General features: G+C 63.3%; 20 protein-coding genes. 12 read left to right on the plus strand and 8 right to left on the minus strand.

The window, feature by feature from the left end:
- The first annotated feature begins 2 nt into the window (after positions 1 to 2).
- From D9M09_RS11440 to D9M09_RS11455, 4 genes are all read left to right on the plus strand, one after another.
- Positions 3 to 956 carry a hypothetical protein gene (locus D9M09_RS11440; RefSeq protein ID WP_121669308.1) on the plus strand — a complete coding sequence of 318 codons (954 nt, stop codon included), beginning with the start codon at positions 3 to 5 and terminating at the stop codon, positions 954 to 956.
- 72 nt (positions 957 to 1,028) lie between these two features.
- Positions 1,029 to 1,550 carry a hypothetical protein gene (locus D9M09_RS11445; protein ID WP_121669309.1) on the plus strand — a complete coding sequence of 174 codons (522 nt, stop codon included), beginning with the start codon at positions 1,029 to 1,031 and terminating at the stop codon, positions 1,548 to 1,550.
- Positions 1,551 to 1,571: 21 nt separating this feature from the next.
- Positions 1,572 to 1,976, plus strand: a complete 405-nt coding sequence (locus tag D9M09_RS11450) for a hypothetical protein (protein WP_121669310.1) — start codon at positions 1,572 to 1,574, stop codon at positions 1,974 to 1,976.
- A gap of 68 nt (positions 1,977 to 2,044) precedes the next feature.
- A complete protein-coding gene (locus D9M09_RS11455) occupies positions 2,045 to 2,743 on the plus strand; it encodes an aspartate/glutamate racemase family protein (protein ID WP_121669311.1) in 699 nt (232 codons plus the stop codon).
- 51 nt (positions 2,744 to 2,794) lie between these two features.
- Here the strand turns inward: D9M09_RS11455 and D9M09_RS11460 are convergent, their stop codons facing one another.
- The 3 genes from D9M09_RS11460 to D9M09_RS11470 all read right to left on the minus strand — a co-directional run bounded on the left by D9M09_RS11460 (position 2,795) and on the right by D9M09_RS11470 (position 5,756).
- A complete protein-coding gene (locus tag D9M09_RS11460; RefSeq protein WP_083287090.1) occupies positions 2,795 to 4,012 on the minus strand; it encodes an MFS transporter in 1,218 nt (405 codons plus the stop codon).
- 291 nt (positions 4,013 to 4,303) lie between these two features.
- A complete protein-coding gene (locus tag D9M09_RS11465; protein ID WP_070288205.1) occupies positions 4,304 to 4,720 on the minus strand; it encodes an SRPBCC family protein in 417 nt (138 codons plus the stop codon).
- Between the two features lie 19 nt (positions 4,721 to 4,739).
- Positions 4,740 to 5,756, minus strand: a complete 1,017-nt coding sequence (locus D9M09_RS11470; protein WP_121669312.1) for an aldo/keto reductase — start codon at positions 5,754 to 5,756, stop codon at positions 4,740 to 4,742.
- Positions 5,757 to 5,859: 103 nt separating this feature from the next.
- Here D9M09_RS11470 and D9M09_RS11475 point away from each other — a divergent pair, with 103 nt between their 5' ends.
- Positions 5,860 to 6,783, plus strand: coding sequence for a LysR family transcriptional regulator (locus D9M09_RS11475; protein WP_070218643.1), 924 nt, complete (start codon positions 5,860 to 5,862; stop codon positions 6,781 to 6,783).
- 30 nt (positions 6,784 to 6,813) lie between these two features.
- The gene (locus tag D9M09_RS11480) at positions 6,814 to 7,272 is read left to right on the plus strand and encodes a DUF421 domain-containing protein (RefSeq protein WP_070218644.1); all 459 of its coding nucleotides are present in this window, start codon (positions 6,814 to 6,816) and stop codon (positions 7,270 to 7,272) included.
- Positions 7,273 to 7,291: 19 nt separating this feature from the next.
- Here the strand turns inward: D9M09_RS11480 and D9M09_RS11485 are convergent, their stop codons facing one another.
- The 3 genes from D9M09_RS11485 to D9M09_RS11495 form a co-directional block, all read right to left on the minus strand.
- Positions 7,292 to 7,765, minus strand: a complete 474-nt coding sequence (locus D9M09_RS11485; protein WP_070218645.1) for a DUF6328 family protein — start codon at positions 7,763 to 7,765, stop codon at positions 7,292 to 7,294.
- A gap of 73 nt (positions 7,766 to 7,838) precedes the next feature.
- Entirely contained in the window at positions 7,839 to 8,546 is a 708-nt protein-coding gene (locus tag D9M09_RS11490; RefSeq protein WP_121669313.1) for a hypothetical protein, read from the minus strand.
- A gap of 103 nt (positions 8,547 to 8,649) precedes the next feature.
- Complete coding sequence (locus D9M09_RS11495) at positions 8,650 to 8,862, minus strand: hypothetical protein (RefSeq protein WP_034751103.1); 213 nt, start codon at positions 8,860 to 8,862, stop codon at positions 8,650 to 8,652.
- A gap of 295 nt (positions 8,863 to 9,157) precedes the next feature.
- On the opposite strand from D9M09_RS11495, the gene D9M09_RS11500 reads away from it, so the two are divergent.
- Positions 9,158 to 9,544: a YidB family protein gene (locus D9M09_RS11500; protein WP_205602352.1), complete on the plus strand. Its 387-nt coding sequence runs from the start codon at positions 9,158 to 9,160 to the stop codon at positions 9,542 to 9,544.
- A 165-nt stretch (positions 9,545 to 9,709) separates the two neighbouring features.
- On the opposite strand, the gene D9M09_RS11505 is transcribed toward D9M09_RS11500, so the two are convergent.
- Positions 9,710 to 10,735, minus strand: coding sequence for a LacI family DNA-binding transcriptional regulator (locus D9M09_RS11505; RefSeq protein WP_240453619.1), 1,026 nt, complete (start codon positions 10,733 to 10,735; stop codon positions 9,710 to 9,712).
- Between the two features lie 445 nt (positions 10,736 to 11,180).
- Here D9M09_RS11505 and D9M09_RS11510 point away from each other — a divergent pair, with 445 nt between their 5' ends.
- From D9M09_RS11510 to D9M09_RS11530, 5 genes are all read left to right on the plus strand, one after another.
- Positions 11,181 to 12,431, plus strand: a complete 1,251-nt coding sequence (locus tag D9M09_RS11510) for an Hsp70 family protein (RefSeq protein WP_070218648.1) — start codon at positions 11,181 to 11,183, stop codon at positions 12,429 to 12,431.
- A gap of 119 nt (positions 12,432 to 12,550) precedes the next feature.
- Entirely contained in the window at positions 12,551 to 13,180 is a 630-nt protein-coding gene (locus tag D9M09_RS11515; RefSeq protein WP_205602353.1) for a 3'-5' exonuclease, read from the plus strand.
- A gap of 176 nt (positions 13,181 to 13,356) precedes the next feature.
- Complete coding sequence (locus D9M09_RS11520; protein ID WP_121671056.1) at positions 13,357 to 14,745, plus strand: tetratricopeptide repeat protein; 1,389 nt, start codon at positions 13,357 to 13,359, stop codon at positions 14,743 to 14,745.
- Positions 14,746 to 14,846: 101 nt separating this feature from the next.
- The gene (locus D9M09_RS11525; RefSeq protein ID WP_121669315.1) at positions 14,847 to 15,323 is read left to right on the plus strand and encodes a DUF4262 domain-containing protein; all 477 of its coding nucleotides are present in this window, start codon (positions 14,847 to 14,849) and stop codon (positions 15,321 to 15,323) included.
- Complete coding sequence (locus D9M09_RS11530) at positions 15,320 to 15,763, plus strand: DUF6386 family protein (RefSeq protein ID WP_121669316.1); 444 nt, start codon at positions 15,320 to 15,322, stop codon at positions 15,761 to 15,763. Before D9M09_RS11525 ends, D9M09_RS11530 begins: the two co-directional genes overlap by 4 nt.
- Before the next feature lie 18 nt (positions 15,764 to 15,781).
- Here the strand turns inward: D9M09_RS11530 and D9M09_RS11535 are convergent, their stop codons facing one another.
- On the minus strand, positions 15,782 to 17,569 hold the full coding sequence (locus D9M09_RS11535) for a GGDEF domain-containing protein (protein WP_121669317.1): 1,788 nt from the start codon (positions 17,567 to 17,569) through the stop codon (positions 15,782 to 15,784).
- Positions 17,570 to 17,695 lie beyond the last annotated feature (126 nt).

Raw genomic sequence — 17,695 nt, forward strand, 5'->3', positions numbered from 1 at the left:
ATATGCCGTATCAACAATCATCGCGCAGCGTGATCCAGGAAGAATGGCATCTGCCTGACTTGCTGGATGGCGCCCGCGCGCTGCACGATGCCTTGCTCGATTATGCAGGTGATGGCGTGTATGCCGACCTGCTCCTTCCCTGGTTGCGCGACAATCCGCAGGTACTGGGCTGGCTGCGTTCATTTGCGCAAAGGCAAGGAAATCCTGTTCCGCCGGCAAGCAAAGAGGAATTGTGGGTACTCCACGCGTTCAGCCGCATAGGCCAGCTGCTGGTCTTGCCCTTGCAACAGGGGCGCGGCAATGGCGAAGGCTGGGCCGGACCACCGCTGTCGCTCGCCGAGTATGAGGCTTTCGTCGAGGCGCTGGGCATGACGGTGCTGCGGCCGGCACAATTTTCGCCTTTTTATCACGAGATAGTCGAGCTGCAGCCCGCTGGGTCTGCACATGCGCGCGCCGCGATCTTGGCGTGGAGATGGCCGTGCGTGATGCTCGGCAACATGCTGTTTTCGCGTGGCGGCGTCGATGTCTGCGCTGGCAAGACAATTTTCAAGCCCGGCATCGCCGACGCATCGACGCTGTACTGGGCTGACCGCCGCAAGGGACGCCCTGTCAACGACCTGTCGCATGGATGGGGCAGCAATTCGCAATGGCGCACGTCATTCCGCCGCGACTATGTCGTCGGCGATACGCGACTTTACAATGTGGATGGCAAGTATGATCTGGCCACGAAAGGGGCCGATACGGCAGATGACGGCCGGTTTCCGGTGCTGACCCTGGCGGAAAGAATTGAGCTGCTGACGCAGCGATGCCTGGTCAGCAGCACGAAGGCCCATGATGAGCTGTGGCCCTATGACGACTGCTGGCGCGATTCGGCAGACAACGGCGGCGTGCGGGAGCGGTGGCCGCGCTGGCTGTCAGCCTTGCTCGGCAGCGGCAGGCGGGGAACAAATGCGTGAAACCGCGATACGGGATGCAAGCGAAGCGCCCCCGGTGTCGGCATGGCAATCACCGGTATTGAATGGAAAAACATGGAACAACTGACAGAATTGGAAATCGCCTTTTTTCAACTGCGCATGGGTTTTGGCCCGGCGGACCGCTGTGTCGACTGGGCCGTGGAGCGTTTGCGCCTGGACCAGGAAGGCGACGATCTGGACGTCGTGCTGCTGGCCAGCGCCCGGGGCCGCGATGAGGTGCTGCCCCTGGGCGAGGCCATCATCGAGCGCTACCGGGGTGTGCAGTGTCTCAGTGACCAGTTTCTGGCGGGAAAATTCATCGTCGAATTGCGCGCCGCTTATCTGGCGGGCAGGGAAAGCGTGTCGTCGCTCGACGCCATCCTGACACGCCTGTACCCGGCGCTTCGCTATCCCGACTGGCTGGTCATGCTGAGCCGCAATTGCGAGTATGCGACGGACGTACCCGATTTCGAGCAGCCGTTCGAGGATGAATTCCGCTACATCGCCAGCCTGTGGGCGCAGGCGGAGAGCCTGGCCGCGTTCGAGGGCGAATACAGCCGCGCGACGTCGGACCGGCATGATGTGGGCTATGCTTGAGAGGGGGCATCTGACTGTACTATGAAAAAAATCGATATTTTTGCCTGTTCCGAAGCCGAGATGCGCGCATGTGCCAGCTGGCAGGATGCCTTCGATTCTTTCCCCGTCACCGGCATCACTTTGCCCGGCGAACTGGATTTTGTGTCGCTGGGGCAATTGCTGACGTTCTCGACGGCTCCTGCCATCCGGCATGTGCCTTTTCCGGGCCGCGAGCTGTACATGTTCAGCGCTGCGATTGCGCAGGCGTTCGAGCGGATGGCGGCCGACGATCTGGCCGATATCGCGGCGGCATGGGCGCAGACCGCGCCATGGGCCGGGCTGGAGGTCAATCCCGTCGATCTGGCAGGATTCCTGATGGAGTTGAAAGCGAACTGGCATCGATCCGCCACACCGGATAAAGCCTTGTTCCTGTGGCTGGACGCCTGATGGGCAGAACATGGCTGGCGATGGCCGCCGTATAATTTTCGCAACTCATCTTGCGGGGAATAAGGTACATGCAAAACAAGACGATAGGACTCATCGGCGGCATCGGCTGGGCTTCCACCCTGGAATATTACCGCCTGCTTAATGAAATGCTGGTGGCGCGCCTCGGCCCCGCGCATAGCGCGCGCATCATGCTGGTCAGCATCGACCAGGCCGATTTCGTCGCGCACGCGGCGCAGCCCGATTCCCGCGCCATCGAGCAATTCCTCGTCGCTGAAGGGCAACGCCTGCAAGGCATGGGCGCGGATTTCTTCCTGCTGTGCGCAAACGGCGCCCACCGTTTCGCCCCGGCCGTCGTGCCACGCATCGGCTTGCCTTTTATCAGCATCGTCGAGGAAACGGCGAAGCGGGTGCGGGAGTCGGGTGTGCGCAAGGTCGGCTTGCTGGGCGTCAAACAGACCATGGCGGGCCGCTTTTATCACGATGCGCTGGAGCAGCAGGGCATCGCGACGGCGACGCCCGATGCGGCCGACCAGGAAATCCTGCACGACATCATCTACACGGAACTGGTGCAGAATATCTTTACCGATGCGAGCCGGAACATTTTCCTGGAGATCATCGAGAAACTGCGGCGGCAAGGCGCGCAGGGCGTGATTTTGGGCTGCACGGAGATTCCGCTGCTGATCCAGCCCGGCGATATCGACTTGCCGCTATTTAATACCACAGCCATTCATTGCGAGGCGGCGGTGGCGTTTGCCGTCGAAGACTAGCCGCTTGCATGTGCGCGGCGCCCGCAGGGGGCTGCCGCTCATTTCACACCATCAAGCCGGCTGCACACCGCCCACATTGCGGCTGCGATTTTCCACCAGCACGGAAATGCCGAGCACGACGATGCCGCCGCAGGCCAGCATGGCGCCCACCCAGCCCGTCGAGCGCAAGCCCATGCCCATGGCGATGGCGATGCCGCCGGCCCAGGCGCCCAGGGCGTTGGCGATGTTGAAGGCGGAATGGTTGAGGGCGGCGGCCACGGTTTGCGCGTCGCCGGCCACGTCCATCAGGCGCGTCTGCACGGCCGGGGCGACGGCGATGCCGGCGCCGATGGCGAACAGGTTGATCGCCGTCAGCCAGACATTGCTGCTGGTATAAGTAAACGCGGCCAGGGCGGCCACGTTCCACAGCAGCACGCCGAAGATCGTCCACAGGCGTGAGCGGTCGGCCAGCCAGCCGCCGATCAGGTTACCCACCGTCATGCCCACGCCGATGATGGCCAGCAGGATCGAGATGACGAGGGGCGAGACTTTCGTGATTTCCAGCAAGGTTGGCGTAATAAACGTGTAGACGGCGAACATGCCGCCGAAGCCGATGGCCACCATCAGCAGGGTCAGCCACACTTGCAGGCGGCGGAACACGCCCAGTTCGCGGCGCGGGCTGGAATCGCCGGCGGCGACCATCGGCACGAAGATGCGCACCATCAGCATGGTCAGCAAACCCAGCGCGGCGACCAGCAAAAAGGCCGAGCGCCAGCCCAGGGTCTGGCCGATATAGGTGGCCAGCGGCACGCCGAAGATATTTGCGACCGTGAGGCCCATCAGCACGCGGGCAACGGCCTGGCCGCGCCGGTCCGGTTCGGCCAGCGCGGCCGCCACCAAGGCTGCCACGCCGAAATACGCGCCATGCGGGATGCCGGCGACGAAGCGGGCGACGACCAGCAAGCCGTAGTTGGGGGCGATGGCGCTGAGCAGGTTGCCGCCGGCGAACATCAGCATCAAACAGATCAGCATCAGCCGGCGCGGCATGCGCGCCAGGAAGATCGTGATCAGGGGCGCGCCGATGACCACGCCCAGCGCGTAGGCGCTGATCATGTGGCTCATCTGGGGCAATGTCGTGCCCAGGTCGTCGGCCACCACGGGCAGGATGCTCATGGAGGCGAATTCGCCCGTGCCGATGGCGAGGCCGCCGATGGCCAGGGCCAGGTCGGCATAGCCAGCGCCAAAAGGCGCGGTGACGCGCGGAATCAATGGGTCTACGGAGGCGTGCATGTTCTTGTTGTTTGGGTAAAGAATGACAGGGTGGAGAGGGCGCGCTGTGGCCCGGCCGGAAGTGGCAATGCGCCACCAGAGTCGACGGCTGGCCGGTATTTTCGGGCTATAACAACTAACAACTGCCCAAGGACAACATTGTAAAAGATTCGGGCAAGCTCTGCTGGGCGGCGGCTAAAATCTGCTGCACTGCACACAACAGCGATGGCGCTTGTTGTTAACGATAACACGGAATGCGCGCGATTCCGCCACAGGGCAGGCGAAGAAAACCTGGCTGTGGCGGAAATGGTCTTACTTCGCCAACGTTTGCTGCAGCGCTTCCAGTCCCGCCACGTAGATCCCGTGGAACAAGTCGGTTACTTCCTGCTCGCTCGCGCCCACGGGCGTGAAGCGGCCCGACCAGGTGACCCGCGCGCCAGCGCCGCCTGCCAGGGGTTCGACTTGCAGGGTGGACAGATAATCGCTGGCGGGAAACGGCGCCTGCAGGATGGAATAGCTGTAGCTGCGCGCCGTGTTGTCGTACGCTTCCAGTTGCTCGACGATGACGTCGCCGGCCGGATTGGCCAAGTGGCGGATGCGGCCCCCGTCGCTCAAGGTGCTGCTGGGAATGTAGGGCAGCCAGTCGGGCAGCGAGTCGAAGCCGCCGATCAGTTGCCAGACCTTTTCCGGTGTGGCGGCGATGTCGATGGAGGTGGTGGTATGGGCCATGGTGCGTTCCTTGTATCTATTAGTTGGAGCCGGTTGGCAGCGGAGCATGGGCGGCTACCAGCTGTTCGGCGCGCATGTCGTGCCAGAACGCGGCGGGGATGACGCTGTGCAATGCTTGCTGATCTTCGGCCAGGCGTTCGGGACGGCTGGCGCCGGGGATCACGGCGGCCACGGCCGGATTGGCCAAGGAAAATTGCAGGGCGGCTGCCTTCACGCTGACGCCATGGCGCGCGGCAATGGCCTTGATACGTTCCACTTTGGCAATGATGGCGGGCGAGGCTTTCTGGTATTCGAAGTGCGCGCCGCCGGCCAGGATGCCCGAACTGTAGGGGCCGCCCACGACGATGTCGACGTTCTGGCTTGCCGCGGCCGGCATCATCCGCTGCAGCGCCCGTTCATGGTCGAGCAGGGTGTAGCGGCCGGCCAGCAGGAAGGCATCGGGCTGCGCTTCGCTTAAATCCAGGGTCAGTTCCAGCGGTTCCACCTTGTTCACGCCCACGCCCCAGGCCTTGATGACGCCTTCTTCGCGCAAGCGGGTCAGCACGCGGAAGGCGCCCGTGCGGGCAATCTCGAATTGCGCCAGCCAGTTGTCGCCATGGAAGTCTTGCGCAATGTCATGCACCCAGACGATGTCGAGGCGGTCCGTGTCCAGGCGCTTGAGGCTGTCTTCGATCGAGCGCAGGGTGGCGTCGGCCGAATAGTCGTCGACGATTTTGTTCTTGCGGCCGAATTCGAACAAGCCGCCTTTTTCGCCCAGTTCGCGGGCAGCCGGGTCTTCCAGTTCGTCGAGGATGAGGCGGCCGACCTTGGTGCTGAGCACGTAATCGTCGCGGCGGCGCTGCTTCAGGGCGGCGCCCAGGCGCAGCTCGGCCAGGCCGGCGCCGTAGAACGGGGCCGTATCGAAATAGCGGATGCCTGATTCCCAGGCGGCGTCAACGGTGGCCAGCGCTTCTGCCTCGGGAATGTTGCGGAACATATTGCCCAGCGGCGCCGTGCCGAAACCGAGTTTGCCTGTCAGTAAGTGTTTGATCGTCATGGTGTTTTTCCTTCAATGAGTGAGTCAATGGAGACAGAATAGCTGGACAAGTTAAGCCTGTCCAAGACATAATTGGCGCAACTTGAGTCCTGAAAGGTCTGACATGTTGGACATACGCCAATTGCAATATTTCATCGCCGTCGCCGAGGAAGAACATGTGGGACGGGCCGCCGAGCGCCTGCATATTTCCCAATCGCCGCTGAGCCGGCAAATCGCCCAGCTCGAAGAGAAGCTGGGCCTGACCTTGTTCGAGCGCAGCGCCCAGCGCATCCGCCTGACGCGCGACGGCCATACTTTCCTGGCCGAAGCGCGCGCTTTTATTACCCACGGGAACCGGCTGGAAGCGCTGGCCAAGCGCCTGGGGCGCGGTGATGAAGGGGGCTTGTGCATCGGCTACATCGAAAATGCCATGCATGCGGGCGTCTTGCCGGACGGCTTGCGCACCTTGCGCGCCACGCGGCCGCAAGTGCACGTCGCCCTGTATAACCTGCATTCGGCCGAGCAGATCGAGGGCTTGCGCCAGCGCAGCCTCGATATTGCGCTGCTGTGCGAACCGCCGCTGCCGAACGACCCGGACCTCGATTGCGCGCAGGTGCTGAGCGACCCCATGCTGCTCGCCTTGCCGGAGACGCATCCGCTGGCGCATAAGGCGGATCTGACGCCCGAGGACCTGGCGGGCCAGGAGTGGATTGCCGTGCTGCACAAAGAAAGCGTGCTGAAACACGATAACTTCATCGCCGCCTGCGCGCGCGCCGGCTTTACGCCCGATATCCGCATGGAAGCAACGGAGCCGCTGACGGCGCTGGGTCTGGTGGCGGCGGGCCTGGGCATGGCCATGATCCAGCACAGCCTGCGCCAGCACGCGCCGGCCGGCGTCGTCGTGCGCGAGCTGCCGTGGTTCAGCTACCGCACGCCATTGTGGCTGGCCTGGCACAAGGTGAATTTGCGCCCGCTGGTGGGGATCTTCCGTGCAACCTTGCTGGAACAAGCCAGCGGTGTGGCCATGGCGGGGCAAAAAGACGTATAAATAAGGCAATCATCTGTCGGGAGGATTGCCATGTTCGATCTGGAGGTGCCGGTGTGGGAACTGGTGGTGCGCGCCGTCATCGTCTACCTTGCCTTGCTGCTGATGGTGCGCATGACGGGCAAGCGGACGGTGGGGCAATTCACGCCGTTCGACTTGCTGGTGGTCATGTTGCTGAGCGAAGCCGTATCGAATGCCTTGTCCGGTGGCGACGATTCCGTTCCCGCCGGCCTGGTGCTGGCCTTGACCCTGATCTGCCTCAACATGCTGATTGCGTGGATCACCTCGCGCAGCCGCAAGCTCGCCGAGCTGGTCGATGGCACGCCCGTGCTGCTGGGCCGCGATGGCGTGATTTTCGATGATGTCGTCAAGAAATGCAGGGTGGCGGGCGGCGATGTCGAGCAAGCGCTGCGCGAGGCCGATTGTCCCTTGCCGGACATGAAATGCGCGTTCCTGGAAGCGGACGGCAAGATCACCATTCTGCAAAAATAGCCGCGGCGGCCAGCCACGCCTATATTTTCTTGCTGCGTTTTAAGTGCAGGGGCAGCAGCCACCACATACAGACGATCAGCGTGCCCATCAGGATGCTGGCGACGATGCCGGGCAGGTGGCCAAAGACTTCCGACATCACCAGATTGGTGCCCAGAATAAACGCCAGCGCGAGCGAAAAGGCGCCGCACATCATGATGCGGTCGGCCACGCGCTTGAAGCGTTCGCGGTCTTGCAGGGGGCGCATCACGCGGTGCTGGATGGCTGGCGCGCTGAGCAGTACCAGACTGGTCATGGAGAGGAAAAACGTCAGCAGGAAGACGACCTTTTCCGTCTGCACGATCTTCGCGAAGCCGCCGTTGAAGGGCAGGATGATGAGGAAGGCCGTCAGCATCTGCGCGCCCGGCAAGAGGATGCGCAACTCGCTGAGCAGATCGGACAGGTCGCCGTCGTCGCTTGGCTGGTCATCGTCTTGCTGCTGTCGCGCGTGTGGCATGGGGTGGTCCTTGAGGTAGTGATGGGACCAGTCTACGCGCAGGCGCCCGCGCTGACTGTGGGCGCGCGCACCTTCAGAAGCAATGCGCGATGTGTTGGCGCAAGCGCCACAGCGGTGTCGAGACGATGGCCGTTGCGCTGTGCGAGGCGTCATGGCCGCAATGGCCGCAGCTGTGGCGGCGGTGCGGTGCCAGCGCGAAGCTGCCCAGGTCCAGGTGCGGATGGCCGCAGCGGGCGCAGTCGCTGCAGTCCAGCGGCGTGCCTGCCTGCAAGGCGGCGGCGTAGGCTTGCGCGGCGGGCGGCGTGAGGTTCAGCTGGACGATGTCGGGCGGGAACAGGCCGGGCAGGGCGCGGCAATCGATGGCCAGCGCGGCCGCGTCGCGCGCCAGCAGGCTGCCGCCGTCATTGGCCAGGGCGCGCAGTTGCAGCAAGCCATCGGGGGACAGGCGCAAGGTGGTGGCGTGAAAGCGGCCGGGGTCGAACAGTTCCGGATACAGCACATAGCCCATGGGGCTGGCGTGCTGGCGGCAGCGCATCTGCCGCGTCGCCTGCCAGTCGGCCAGGTCGGCCTTGGCGCCCCAGTAGCACTGGTGCGTGCGGCACCAGTGGCGCGCCGCGCCATTGCGAAATTTTCCAGCCGGCAGCAGGTCGCACAGCACGATGGCATCGCAGCCCGCGCCGGCGCGAAAGTGCCCGGTGATATGCTGCGTGGTGACGGCGAGATGGCCCGTGCTCGCTTGCAGGGGCCAGCAGATGCCGGGCAGGGTCAGCGGCGTGGGCAAGCGCGCCTCCGCGCGGCGACCGGCTTGCCAGCCGCCATGGCGTAAAAAAGCCCGCCGGCTGGGGCGGGCCGTGCTGACGGGAATACCTGCGGCATGGCCCGGTTTATTCTTCCGTATCGGCCAGGGTGACGATGGCGCGCGCCCACTTCGAGTATTTCAAGTTCGCCAGATCGCGCACGGTCTTGATATTGAACGCCTGCTTGAGCAGTTCCGCATCCTTCTCGCTCACGCCTTGCAGCGCATCGACGGGGGCATCGGCAATTTCCTTGAACGTCTTTTTTTCGTAGGCTTTGTCTACCGCTTTATTGATGTTCATGTGTTGATACTCCTCAGTAAGTAGGAAAATTAATTCTACACGGTTTTGTAACTCGTCAATTTACGCTTGCATGTTGTGCCGAACTAAATATGATGGAGGTGGGTGAGGCTGCGGCCGAGCCTGGTTTTGTTCCGCCTGTTAAATTGTAATTATAGCATTTGAATTATGTATAGTATAATTGTTGCGTGTGTCGGCGACTATGCGCCGGCCTTACCGGATGCCGCTGTATGCGGCACCAATTGACAGCGTTCAGGAGAATACGATGAGTTTGCTAGATCAACTTGCAGGACAGGCGATGAGCGCTTTGGGCAACAAGGGTGCGGACGGCGAAGCCTCGTCGGGACTGATGGCCAGCGTGATGGACCTGGTCAACCAGCATGGCGGTTTGCCCGGCCTGCTGCAGAAATTCCAGGAAAGCGGCCTGGGCGACCAAGTGGCCAGCTGGATCGGCACCGGCGCCAATGCGCCCGTCTCCGGCGATCAGATCAAGGATGCGCTGGGCGCCGACACGATCACCGAGATCGCTGCAAAAGCGGGCGTCGCCCCGGACGCGGCCTCGGGCGGCCTGGCCGCCTTGCTGCCCCAGCTGATCGACAAGCTGACGCCGAACGGTCAAGTACCTGAAGGCAATGACCTGGTCAGCCAGGGCTTGAATATGCTCAAGGGCAAGATCTTCGGTTGAGCAGCCGATGCCACAACAAAAAACCTCGCAGCGATGCGAGGTTTTTTTATGTGCAAGGTTTTGTGTGCGAACTATGAACGTCTGAAAAACGCCCAGGGCTAGGCGCCGCCCCGAAGACAGTACGCGAGTACGGCGAGGGGCAGGCAACAACGCCATGGGCGTTTTTCAGGCGGCGGCCATCATGCCGAAGTGGGGAGGCGCGCCGGTCAGCCTGGCCGTACTCCCCTCGACCAGATAGGAACAATAGCGGCGCCGCTCGGCGATGCCGCCGCGCCGCTCCATCAGTTCGCCCAGCATGGCGACGGCGTCGGTGGCCATCTTTTGCACGGGCTGGCGCAGGGTGGTGATGTCGTAGCTGAGCCAGCCCGATGCTTCCAGCGCGTCGAAGCCGGCCACGGACATTTGCAGCGGCACCTGGATGCCCATCTGGTGGCGTGCCGTGTCCAGGCAGCCGATGGCCATGATGTCGTTGCCGCAAATGACGGCGTCCGGCACGCGTCCCAGGCGGTCGATGACTTTGCGCAAGCCATGGCCGCCGCTGGCGTAATCGTAGTTGCCGCTGACGACGATGGGCGCGGGCAAGCCCAGTGTGAACAGCCGGTCCAGCACGCCGGTCTTGCGCTCCTGCGCGACGGCCGAGTCGCCGGGGCCGTCGATGACGGCGAACTGGCGGTGGCCCGCCTCGGCCAGGCGCGAGACGAGCAGGCGCGCCGCTTCGCCCTGGTCGCACAGCACCGCGTGCACGGCGTGTTCGCGCGGGCTGCGGTTGAACAGCACCAGCGGCACGTCGCGCCGGCCGAATTCGGCCATCTGCTCGTCCGACAGGCAGGCGGCCACGACGGCGCCATCGACCTGGTATTGCCACACGTCGCTCAAGACCTTGCCGATGTCCGCTTCGCGCTCCAGGGTAAACAGCAATAAACGCTTGCCCTGGCGGGCGATTTGCTGGCTCAGGTCGGACAACACTTGCGGATAGTACAGATTGGCCAGGTTGGAAATGATGACGGCCACCAGGTTCGAGCGGCGCGTAATCAGGCTGCGCGCGGCCGCGTTGGGGATGTAATCGAGGGTGATGGCCGCCTGCATGACCTTGGCATGCGTGGCGGGCGAGACGCTGGCGCCCGGCTTGAAGCAGCGCGACACGGCCGATTGCGACACGCCGGCCATCAGGGCCACGTCATACGAGGTCACGCGCCGTCCGGCTCCGGGTATGGCGCGGGCAGTGGTGCCGGGTGTCCGGGCTACAGTATTCTTTTTTCGCATATTGGTCTGGCAAGCAACCTGTCTCAAAGTATTCCTGCAGGCCCGGCCGCTTGTGGCGGCCTGGGCGGGAAAAATGAGCATAGCGAAAATATTTCCATGTGGCAAGACTGTTTTCTTATCCATGTTGCAAATAATTTGATTGAATGGCAAGTGGTATGCATGCCCTTCCATGGTCATGGTCGCAGGGGCCGCTGCCATAGGGGCGGAGGCGTCCCGTCGGGTCCCGGCATCAATTTTCCAACAGGAGCTTTTGCGCGCGGCCCGTACCGAATGCAAAGCAAGCTTGGGACGTTCACCGGGCTGAACGGGTTTTTCTGGTGCAATGGCCTGCCTTCTGATAACATAACGCCCCTTTATTCAGGGAAGGGTCGACATGGCCAATGCTTGCGGCGTCGATTTCGGCACGTCAAATTCCACGGTAGGCTGGGCGCGTCCCGGGCAGAGCACCATGCTTGGCCTGGAAGATGGCAAGACGACCTTACCGTCCGTTGTCTTCTTCAATGCGGAAGACGAGGAAGTCAGTTTTGGCCGCGCGGCGCTGGCCGGCTATCTGGCCGGTTACGAGGGGCGTCTGATGCGCTCGCTGAAAAGCTTGCTGGGCACGAGCCTCATCGATGGCCAGACGGAAGTGGGTGGCCGCGCCTTGCCGTTCCGCATGTTGCTGGCGCAATTCATCGGCGAAGTGAAACGCCGTGCCGAGCAGTCCGCCGGCCGCGAATTCACGTCCGCCGTGTTCGGCCGTCCCGTCTTCTTTATCGACGATAATGCGCAGGCCGACCAGCTGGCGCAGGATACCCTGGCCGAAGTGGCCCGCTCCGTCGGTTTCAAGGACGTCGCCTTCCAGTTCGAGCCGATCGCCGCCGCCTTCGACTACGAGTCGCAAATCGACAAGGAAGAGCTGGTGCTGATCGCCGACATCGGCGGCGGTACTTCCGACTTTTCGCTCGTACGCCTGTCGCCGGAACGGGCGAAAAAGATGGAACGGCGCGACGATATCCTCGCCACGGGCGGCGTGCACATCGGCGGCACGGACTTCGATAAATACCTGAGCCTGTCCTCCGTCATGCCCTTGCTCGGCTATGGCAGCCGCCTGCACAACAATAGCGAAGTGCCGTCCAGCTATTATTTCAACCTGGCGACCTGGCACACGATCAACCTGGCCTACACGAAGAAGATCTGGGTACAGCTGGCTGACGTGTGCCGCGATGCGCGCGAGCAAGACAAAGTGAAGCGGCTGCAAACGCTGATCGACGAGCGCGCCGGCCACTGGCTGGCCATGAAAGTGGAAGAGGGCAAGATCGCCCTGTCCGACGCGGCCGAAGTACAGCTGGAGCTGGACCGTTTGTCGCCCGCGCAAAGCCTGTTGCTCAAACGTGCGCAATTCGACGACGCCATCGGCCACCTGTGCGGCTCCGTGGAAGAAACCGTGCTGCGGCTGCTGCGCGACGCGGGCGTGGCGCCGGACGCCGTCGACACCGTGTTCTTTACGGGCGGCTCGAGCGGCGTGCGCTTGTTGCGCGAAAAGATCGCCGCCCTGGTGCCGGCCGCGCGCAAGGTCGAGGGCGATTTGTTCGGCAGCATCGGTGCGGGCCTCGCGCTGGACGCCGTGCGCAAGTTCGGCTGATAAAATGTGCATGGCGGCGTTGCCGCGTCTTGCCGTACTAGTGTACTGTCTGCGACGCGGCGCCTTGCCCTGCGCATTTTATCGATACACCCACTGTTGCACCCACGAAAGAGCGCCCCATGCATGTGTTTGACAAACCGATCGTCATGATCGACTTCGAGACGACCGGCTTGTCGCCCGACATGGGCGACCGCATCACGGAAGTGGCGGCGCTGCGCATCGAGGGCGGGCGGATCACGGACCGCTATGTGACCTTGATCAATTGCCATGCGCGCATTCCCGCGTTCATCACAGGCTTGACGGGCATCACGCAGGCCATGGTGGACAAGGCGCCGCCCGTGGCCGAGGTGGTGCCGCAATTGCTGGATTTTATCGGCAGCGACGCCTTGTCGGCGCACAATGCCAGCTTCGATGAAAAATTCCTGCGCGCCGAAAGCGCCAGGCTGAACCTGACGCCCGCGCACCAGTCGCTCGTGTGTTCCTTGAAACTGTCGCGCCGCGTGTTTCCCGGCATGGCCAGCTACAAGCTGGGCTTGCTGTCGAGCCAGCTGGGTATCGCCTTCAAGAGCGCCGCCCACAGGGCCGAGTCCGATGCGGAAGTGGCGGCGCAAGTGCTGATCCATATCGGCCGCCACTTGCGCAGCAGCTACGGTATCGCCGATGTCGATGCCGACCTGCTGGTGTCGCTGAACAAGCTGGCCGCCGGCAAGGTGCCGCAATTCCTGCAAAAGCATCCATCGCGCCGCTGAGCGCCTTAGCCTGTCTAAGCAGGCTCATCAAAACGATATAATTTTGTTATTTCCTTTGAGCCTGCTCAAGTCCTTCCCCCGCATCGAATTTAAAATTTAAGCAACACACGATTTCGCCGCCCTGGGCCGCCGTTTTGCGCGTGCTGCCGGCAAGCGCAATGTGGATGGGGGCGCACATGGACAAGCACCATACTGCCAGAGATAGCCACGAAGCATATATCTGGTTCCGCACGGCTGCCGAGCAGGGCAATGCGTATGCCCAGTTCAATCTGGGATTGATGTACAAGAAGGGCGAAGGCGTGGCGCAGGACGATGCGCGCGCCTATGTCTGGCTGCGCCTGGCCGCGCTGCAAGGGCTGGCTTTCGCGCAGAACCATCTGGGTGCCCTGTATTACCACGGGCGCGGCGTGGCGCAGAGCGATGCAGACGCCGTGCTGTGGTTTCGCCGCGCGGCTGCCCAGGGCGATGCCTCGGCCCAGCAAAACTTGGGGCAGATGTACCGCAAGGGGCGCGGCGTGCTGCAGAGCGACGAGCTGGCCCTGGCGTGGTTCTACCGCGCTTCCGAGCAGGGCGTGGCCAGTGCGCAATCCTTGCTGGGCGAAGCGTATGCGCAAGGCCTGGGAGCGAAAAAAAACGATGCGCTGGCCCTGGCCTGGTTCCGCAAGGCGGCCTTGCAGGGCGATGCCCAGGCGCAGCTGAACCTGGGGCTCGTCTACAAACGCGGGCAAGGCGTGGCGCAAAGCGATGCCCAGGCGCTGGCATGGTTCCGCCAGGCCGCCGCTCAGGGCCTCGCCGTGGCGCAGCGGCAACTCGGCGTGGCATATGCGGAAGGGCTGGGCGTGGCGCCCGACCAGCTGCGCGCCTACGCCTGGCTGCAGCGGGCGGCCGAGCAGGATGACGCCGACGCCCAGTTCAACCTGGGCCTGATGCTGGCGCGTGGCCAGGGCGTGGACAAGGACGAGGCGCGCGCCGTCGTCTGGTACCGGCGTGCCGCCCTGCAAGGCCATTGCATGGCGCAATACAATCTCGGCGGCATGTTTGCGGGCGGGCGCGGCGTTGTCCGCGACTTGCGCCAGGCACTGGACTGGTATGCGAAGGCGGCGGCCCAAGGCGCGTCGAATGCGCAATTCAACCTGGGCGTGATGTATGCCAACGGCCAGGGCGTGGAGCGTGACGAGGTGTGCGCCGTGCGCTGGTACCGCACGGCTGCCGAGCAGGGCGATGCCAGCGCGCAAAATAACCTGGGCGTCATGTATGCGAATGGTCATGGCGTGCCGCAAGACGATGGCCTGGCCGTGCATTGGTATGCGCGCGCGGCGGGCCAGGGCCATGCGCTGGCGCAGTACAACCTGGGCGGCATGTACAACGGCGGGCGCGGCGTGGAGAAGGATCGCGTCTGCGGCTATATGTGGCTGGCGCTGGCGGCCGAGGGGGGCGATAGCGGGGCGGTCAGGGCCAGGGAAGCGGCTGCCACCAGGCTGGCGCCGGCGCAGCTGCAGGAGGCGCAGCAGCGCGTGCGGCAATGGCATCAGGTGCGCTCGCCGCCGTTGCCGCCGGTCGACTGACGCGCCGGCGCCGTGCGCGCAGCGATGCGCGCTGCATGCGATAATTGCCCAAGAGCATGCCGCGAAGGCGGCGCGGTTTTCGGCAAAGTGAAAGGTGGAGCATGGTAAGGCAGGCAGGTGAGGATGCATCCGAGCAAAAAGTTATCGACGACATCGCCACGCATGGCTGGCATGGCGTCCATATCGGTCCCGATGAAGAGGGGCCCGGCTATGCGTTCACGATAGGCGCCGGCCACAGCTTCGGCCAGCCTGAATTGCTGATCATGGGCTTGCCGCGCGCCATGGCCCACCAGATACTCGACGTGGCGCTCGATGCCGTGCGCAGCGGCGCCATCACGGATTTCACGGCCACCACGGACGCCTTGTTCGAAGGCCATCCGTGCGCCTTCGTGCGCGTGCCCGTCGAGCAATACCGCAACTACATCGGCTATGCGCGCTGGTATTACCAGGGCGATGATTTTACCTTGTACCAGATCGTCTGGCCGTCGCGTGATGGCCATTTTCCGTGGCAGGCGCAAGCGAGCGCGCAGTATGTGGAGAGCCAGCCCCTGTTGGGGCCGGCGCCGCTGGCCGCATGACGGCAGGCGCCTCCGTCCGCATTCTGACCGGCACGGCAACCTTGTGCGTGTTCGACCCGGCCGTCCTGCGCCACAAGCTCGACGATGACTGCGACTGGTGGAGCCTCCCCAGCGCGGAACTGGCGGCCGTGAATGCGGGGCAGGCGGCGTTTTTCAACGTGGGCGGCGACGGCGCGTATGACGTGGTTTTGCACGGGGAACTTGCCGAGCCGCATGCGAGCGTGCACCTGGTTGTGGCCTCGGGCCGCGTCTTCATCGGCGCCGGGGAAGACGTCACGGGCGGCGGCCTGGAACCGGACACGGCATACGGCGGCCTGTTCGTGGACGTGCCCGTGGGCAGCTACCGCGTGCAGGCACGCCGCGATGGCGCGCGCATCAGCCTGGCATTCGTGCCCGATGCGCGCAGCAGCAATGCGTTTGCCGACCTCGTGCGTATTTGATGCGCCGTTGCACCTTGGCTAGGCGTCCATGCGGGCCACGGCCGCGCCTTGCCGCCGGTCCAGGAACAGGCTGTTGCCGTGGATTTTCTTCGCCTGTTTCTTCGCTTCCGCCGCCTGGGTGGCGATCTGATGGTGCGTGTAATACTGGTGCGCCTCGACCTTGATCGCGCCCAGCGACAGGCTGATCAAGGAATAAAACACTTTTTTGCCTTGCCGGTCTTCGCTGATGTAGCCGCCCCGTTCGCAGTCGCTGGTGCTGTAGTAGGCGGGGATGGCGGCCGCGAAGTCGTCCAGCATGGCCTGGCAGCGCGTTTCCCAGTCTTCGCTCTGGAACAGAATCATGAAATCGTCGCCGCCGATGTGGCCGATGAAGTCGCGGTTCGGGTCGCAATGGCTGCTGAGAATTTCTCCCGTCAGCTGGATCACGTCGTCGCCCTTGCGGTAGCCGTACACATCGTTGAAGGGCTTGAAGTGGTCGAGGTCGCAATAGCAGACCCAGAAGCGGCTGCCGCTGTGCAATAAACGGTCGATATGCTCGTTGATGGGGACGTTGCCGGGCAGTTGCGTCAGCGGGTTGGCGTAACGGGCCGCATTGATCTGCATCTGCGTGATTTCGCGCATCAGGTCGTGCCCCGTGCCCATGCCGAGATAGCGGCCGTGTTCGGTAATGATGAAGCCGTTGAACAGGTGGTGAGCATCAGACTGCACCATGGTGTAGCTGAGTTCTTGCAAGCTCGTCTCGTGGTCGGCGATCAGGGGCGTGGCATCCATGAACAGGCTGCATGATTTCTTGCCGTACAGTTCGCGCTGGTAGGGGCGGGCGAAGTGGTCGATCATTTCGAAGCGGCTGATCAGGCCCAGCGGCACGCCGTCGTCGACGACGGGGATGATCATCAACTTTGGTTCTTTCAGGAAAATGTCGTAGACCTCGTTATTATTGAACTGCGGCGAGACGGCCGCTACCTTGTTCAGCAGCTTGCGGATGCTGGCGCCGTTCTTTTCCAGGCTGCTGCGTTGCGGATACACGGCCACGCCATTGCGCCCCAGCGCCTGCACCACTTCGGCGGGCAGCGCGCGCGCCGGCACCGCGTTGGGCCGGCCCAGGTGGTAGCCTTGCCCGAACGCCACGCCCAGGTCGCGCAAGACCAGCAATTCCGTCTGGGCCTCGATGCCTTCGGCGATCACCAGGGTGCCCGATTTTTCCGCGATTTCCTGGATTGAGCGCACGAACTGCAGTTTGACGGGGTCGTTGTTGATGCCCTGGATGAAATGCATGTCGATCTTCACGTATTCAGGCCGCAGTTCCGACCACAGGCGCAGGCTGGAAAAGCCTTCGCCCAGGTCGTCGATGGCGATCTGAAAACCCATGTTGCGGTAATGCAGTACCGCTTCGCGCATCAGCTCGTAGTCATAGGTGGGCTGGTTTTCCGTCAGCTCGATGATGACACGGTCCGGGTTGATGCCGATGTGTTCGATGTATTCCAGGGTTTCGCCATGGCGCGCATTGCGCAGCAACAAACACTCGGGGCTGACGTTGAGAAACAGTTTTCCTGGCAACTGCAGCTCGGCGAAGCGTTCAAGCACGACCTGGCGGCACAGGTGTTCCACTTCCAGGGTCAGGTCGTGCGCGCGCGCCACCTTGAACAGATTCATCGGCGCGTGCAGCGGGCTGTCGGACGGACCCCGTATCAAGCCTTCGTAGCCGATGATGTCGCCGCTGTGCATGTGGATGATGGGCTGGAACAGCGCGCTGAGCTTGCGGCCCGCCAGGATGTCGTGCAAGGCATCCGTCCCTTCGATGCTCATGCTGGCCGATGGGGGCTTCAGGTAAGCCACGTTCGATGGCGTCGCGGGGGCCGGCGCGGCGGTGGCGGAGGGGAGGGCGAGAGTGTACATAGGCGGACGTGGCGGCACGGCCTCTGGACGGGCCAT

This window comes from Janthinobacterium agaricidamnosum (genome assembly GCF_003667705.1).
Taxonomy (GTDB): domain Bacteria; phylum Pseudomonadota; class Gammaproteobacteria; order Burkholderiales; family Burkholderiaceae_D; genus Janthinobacterium.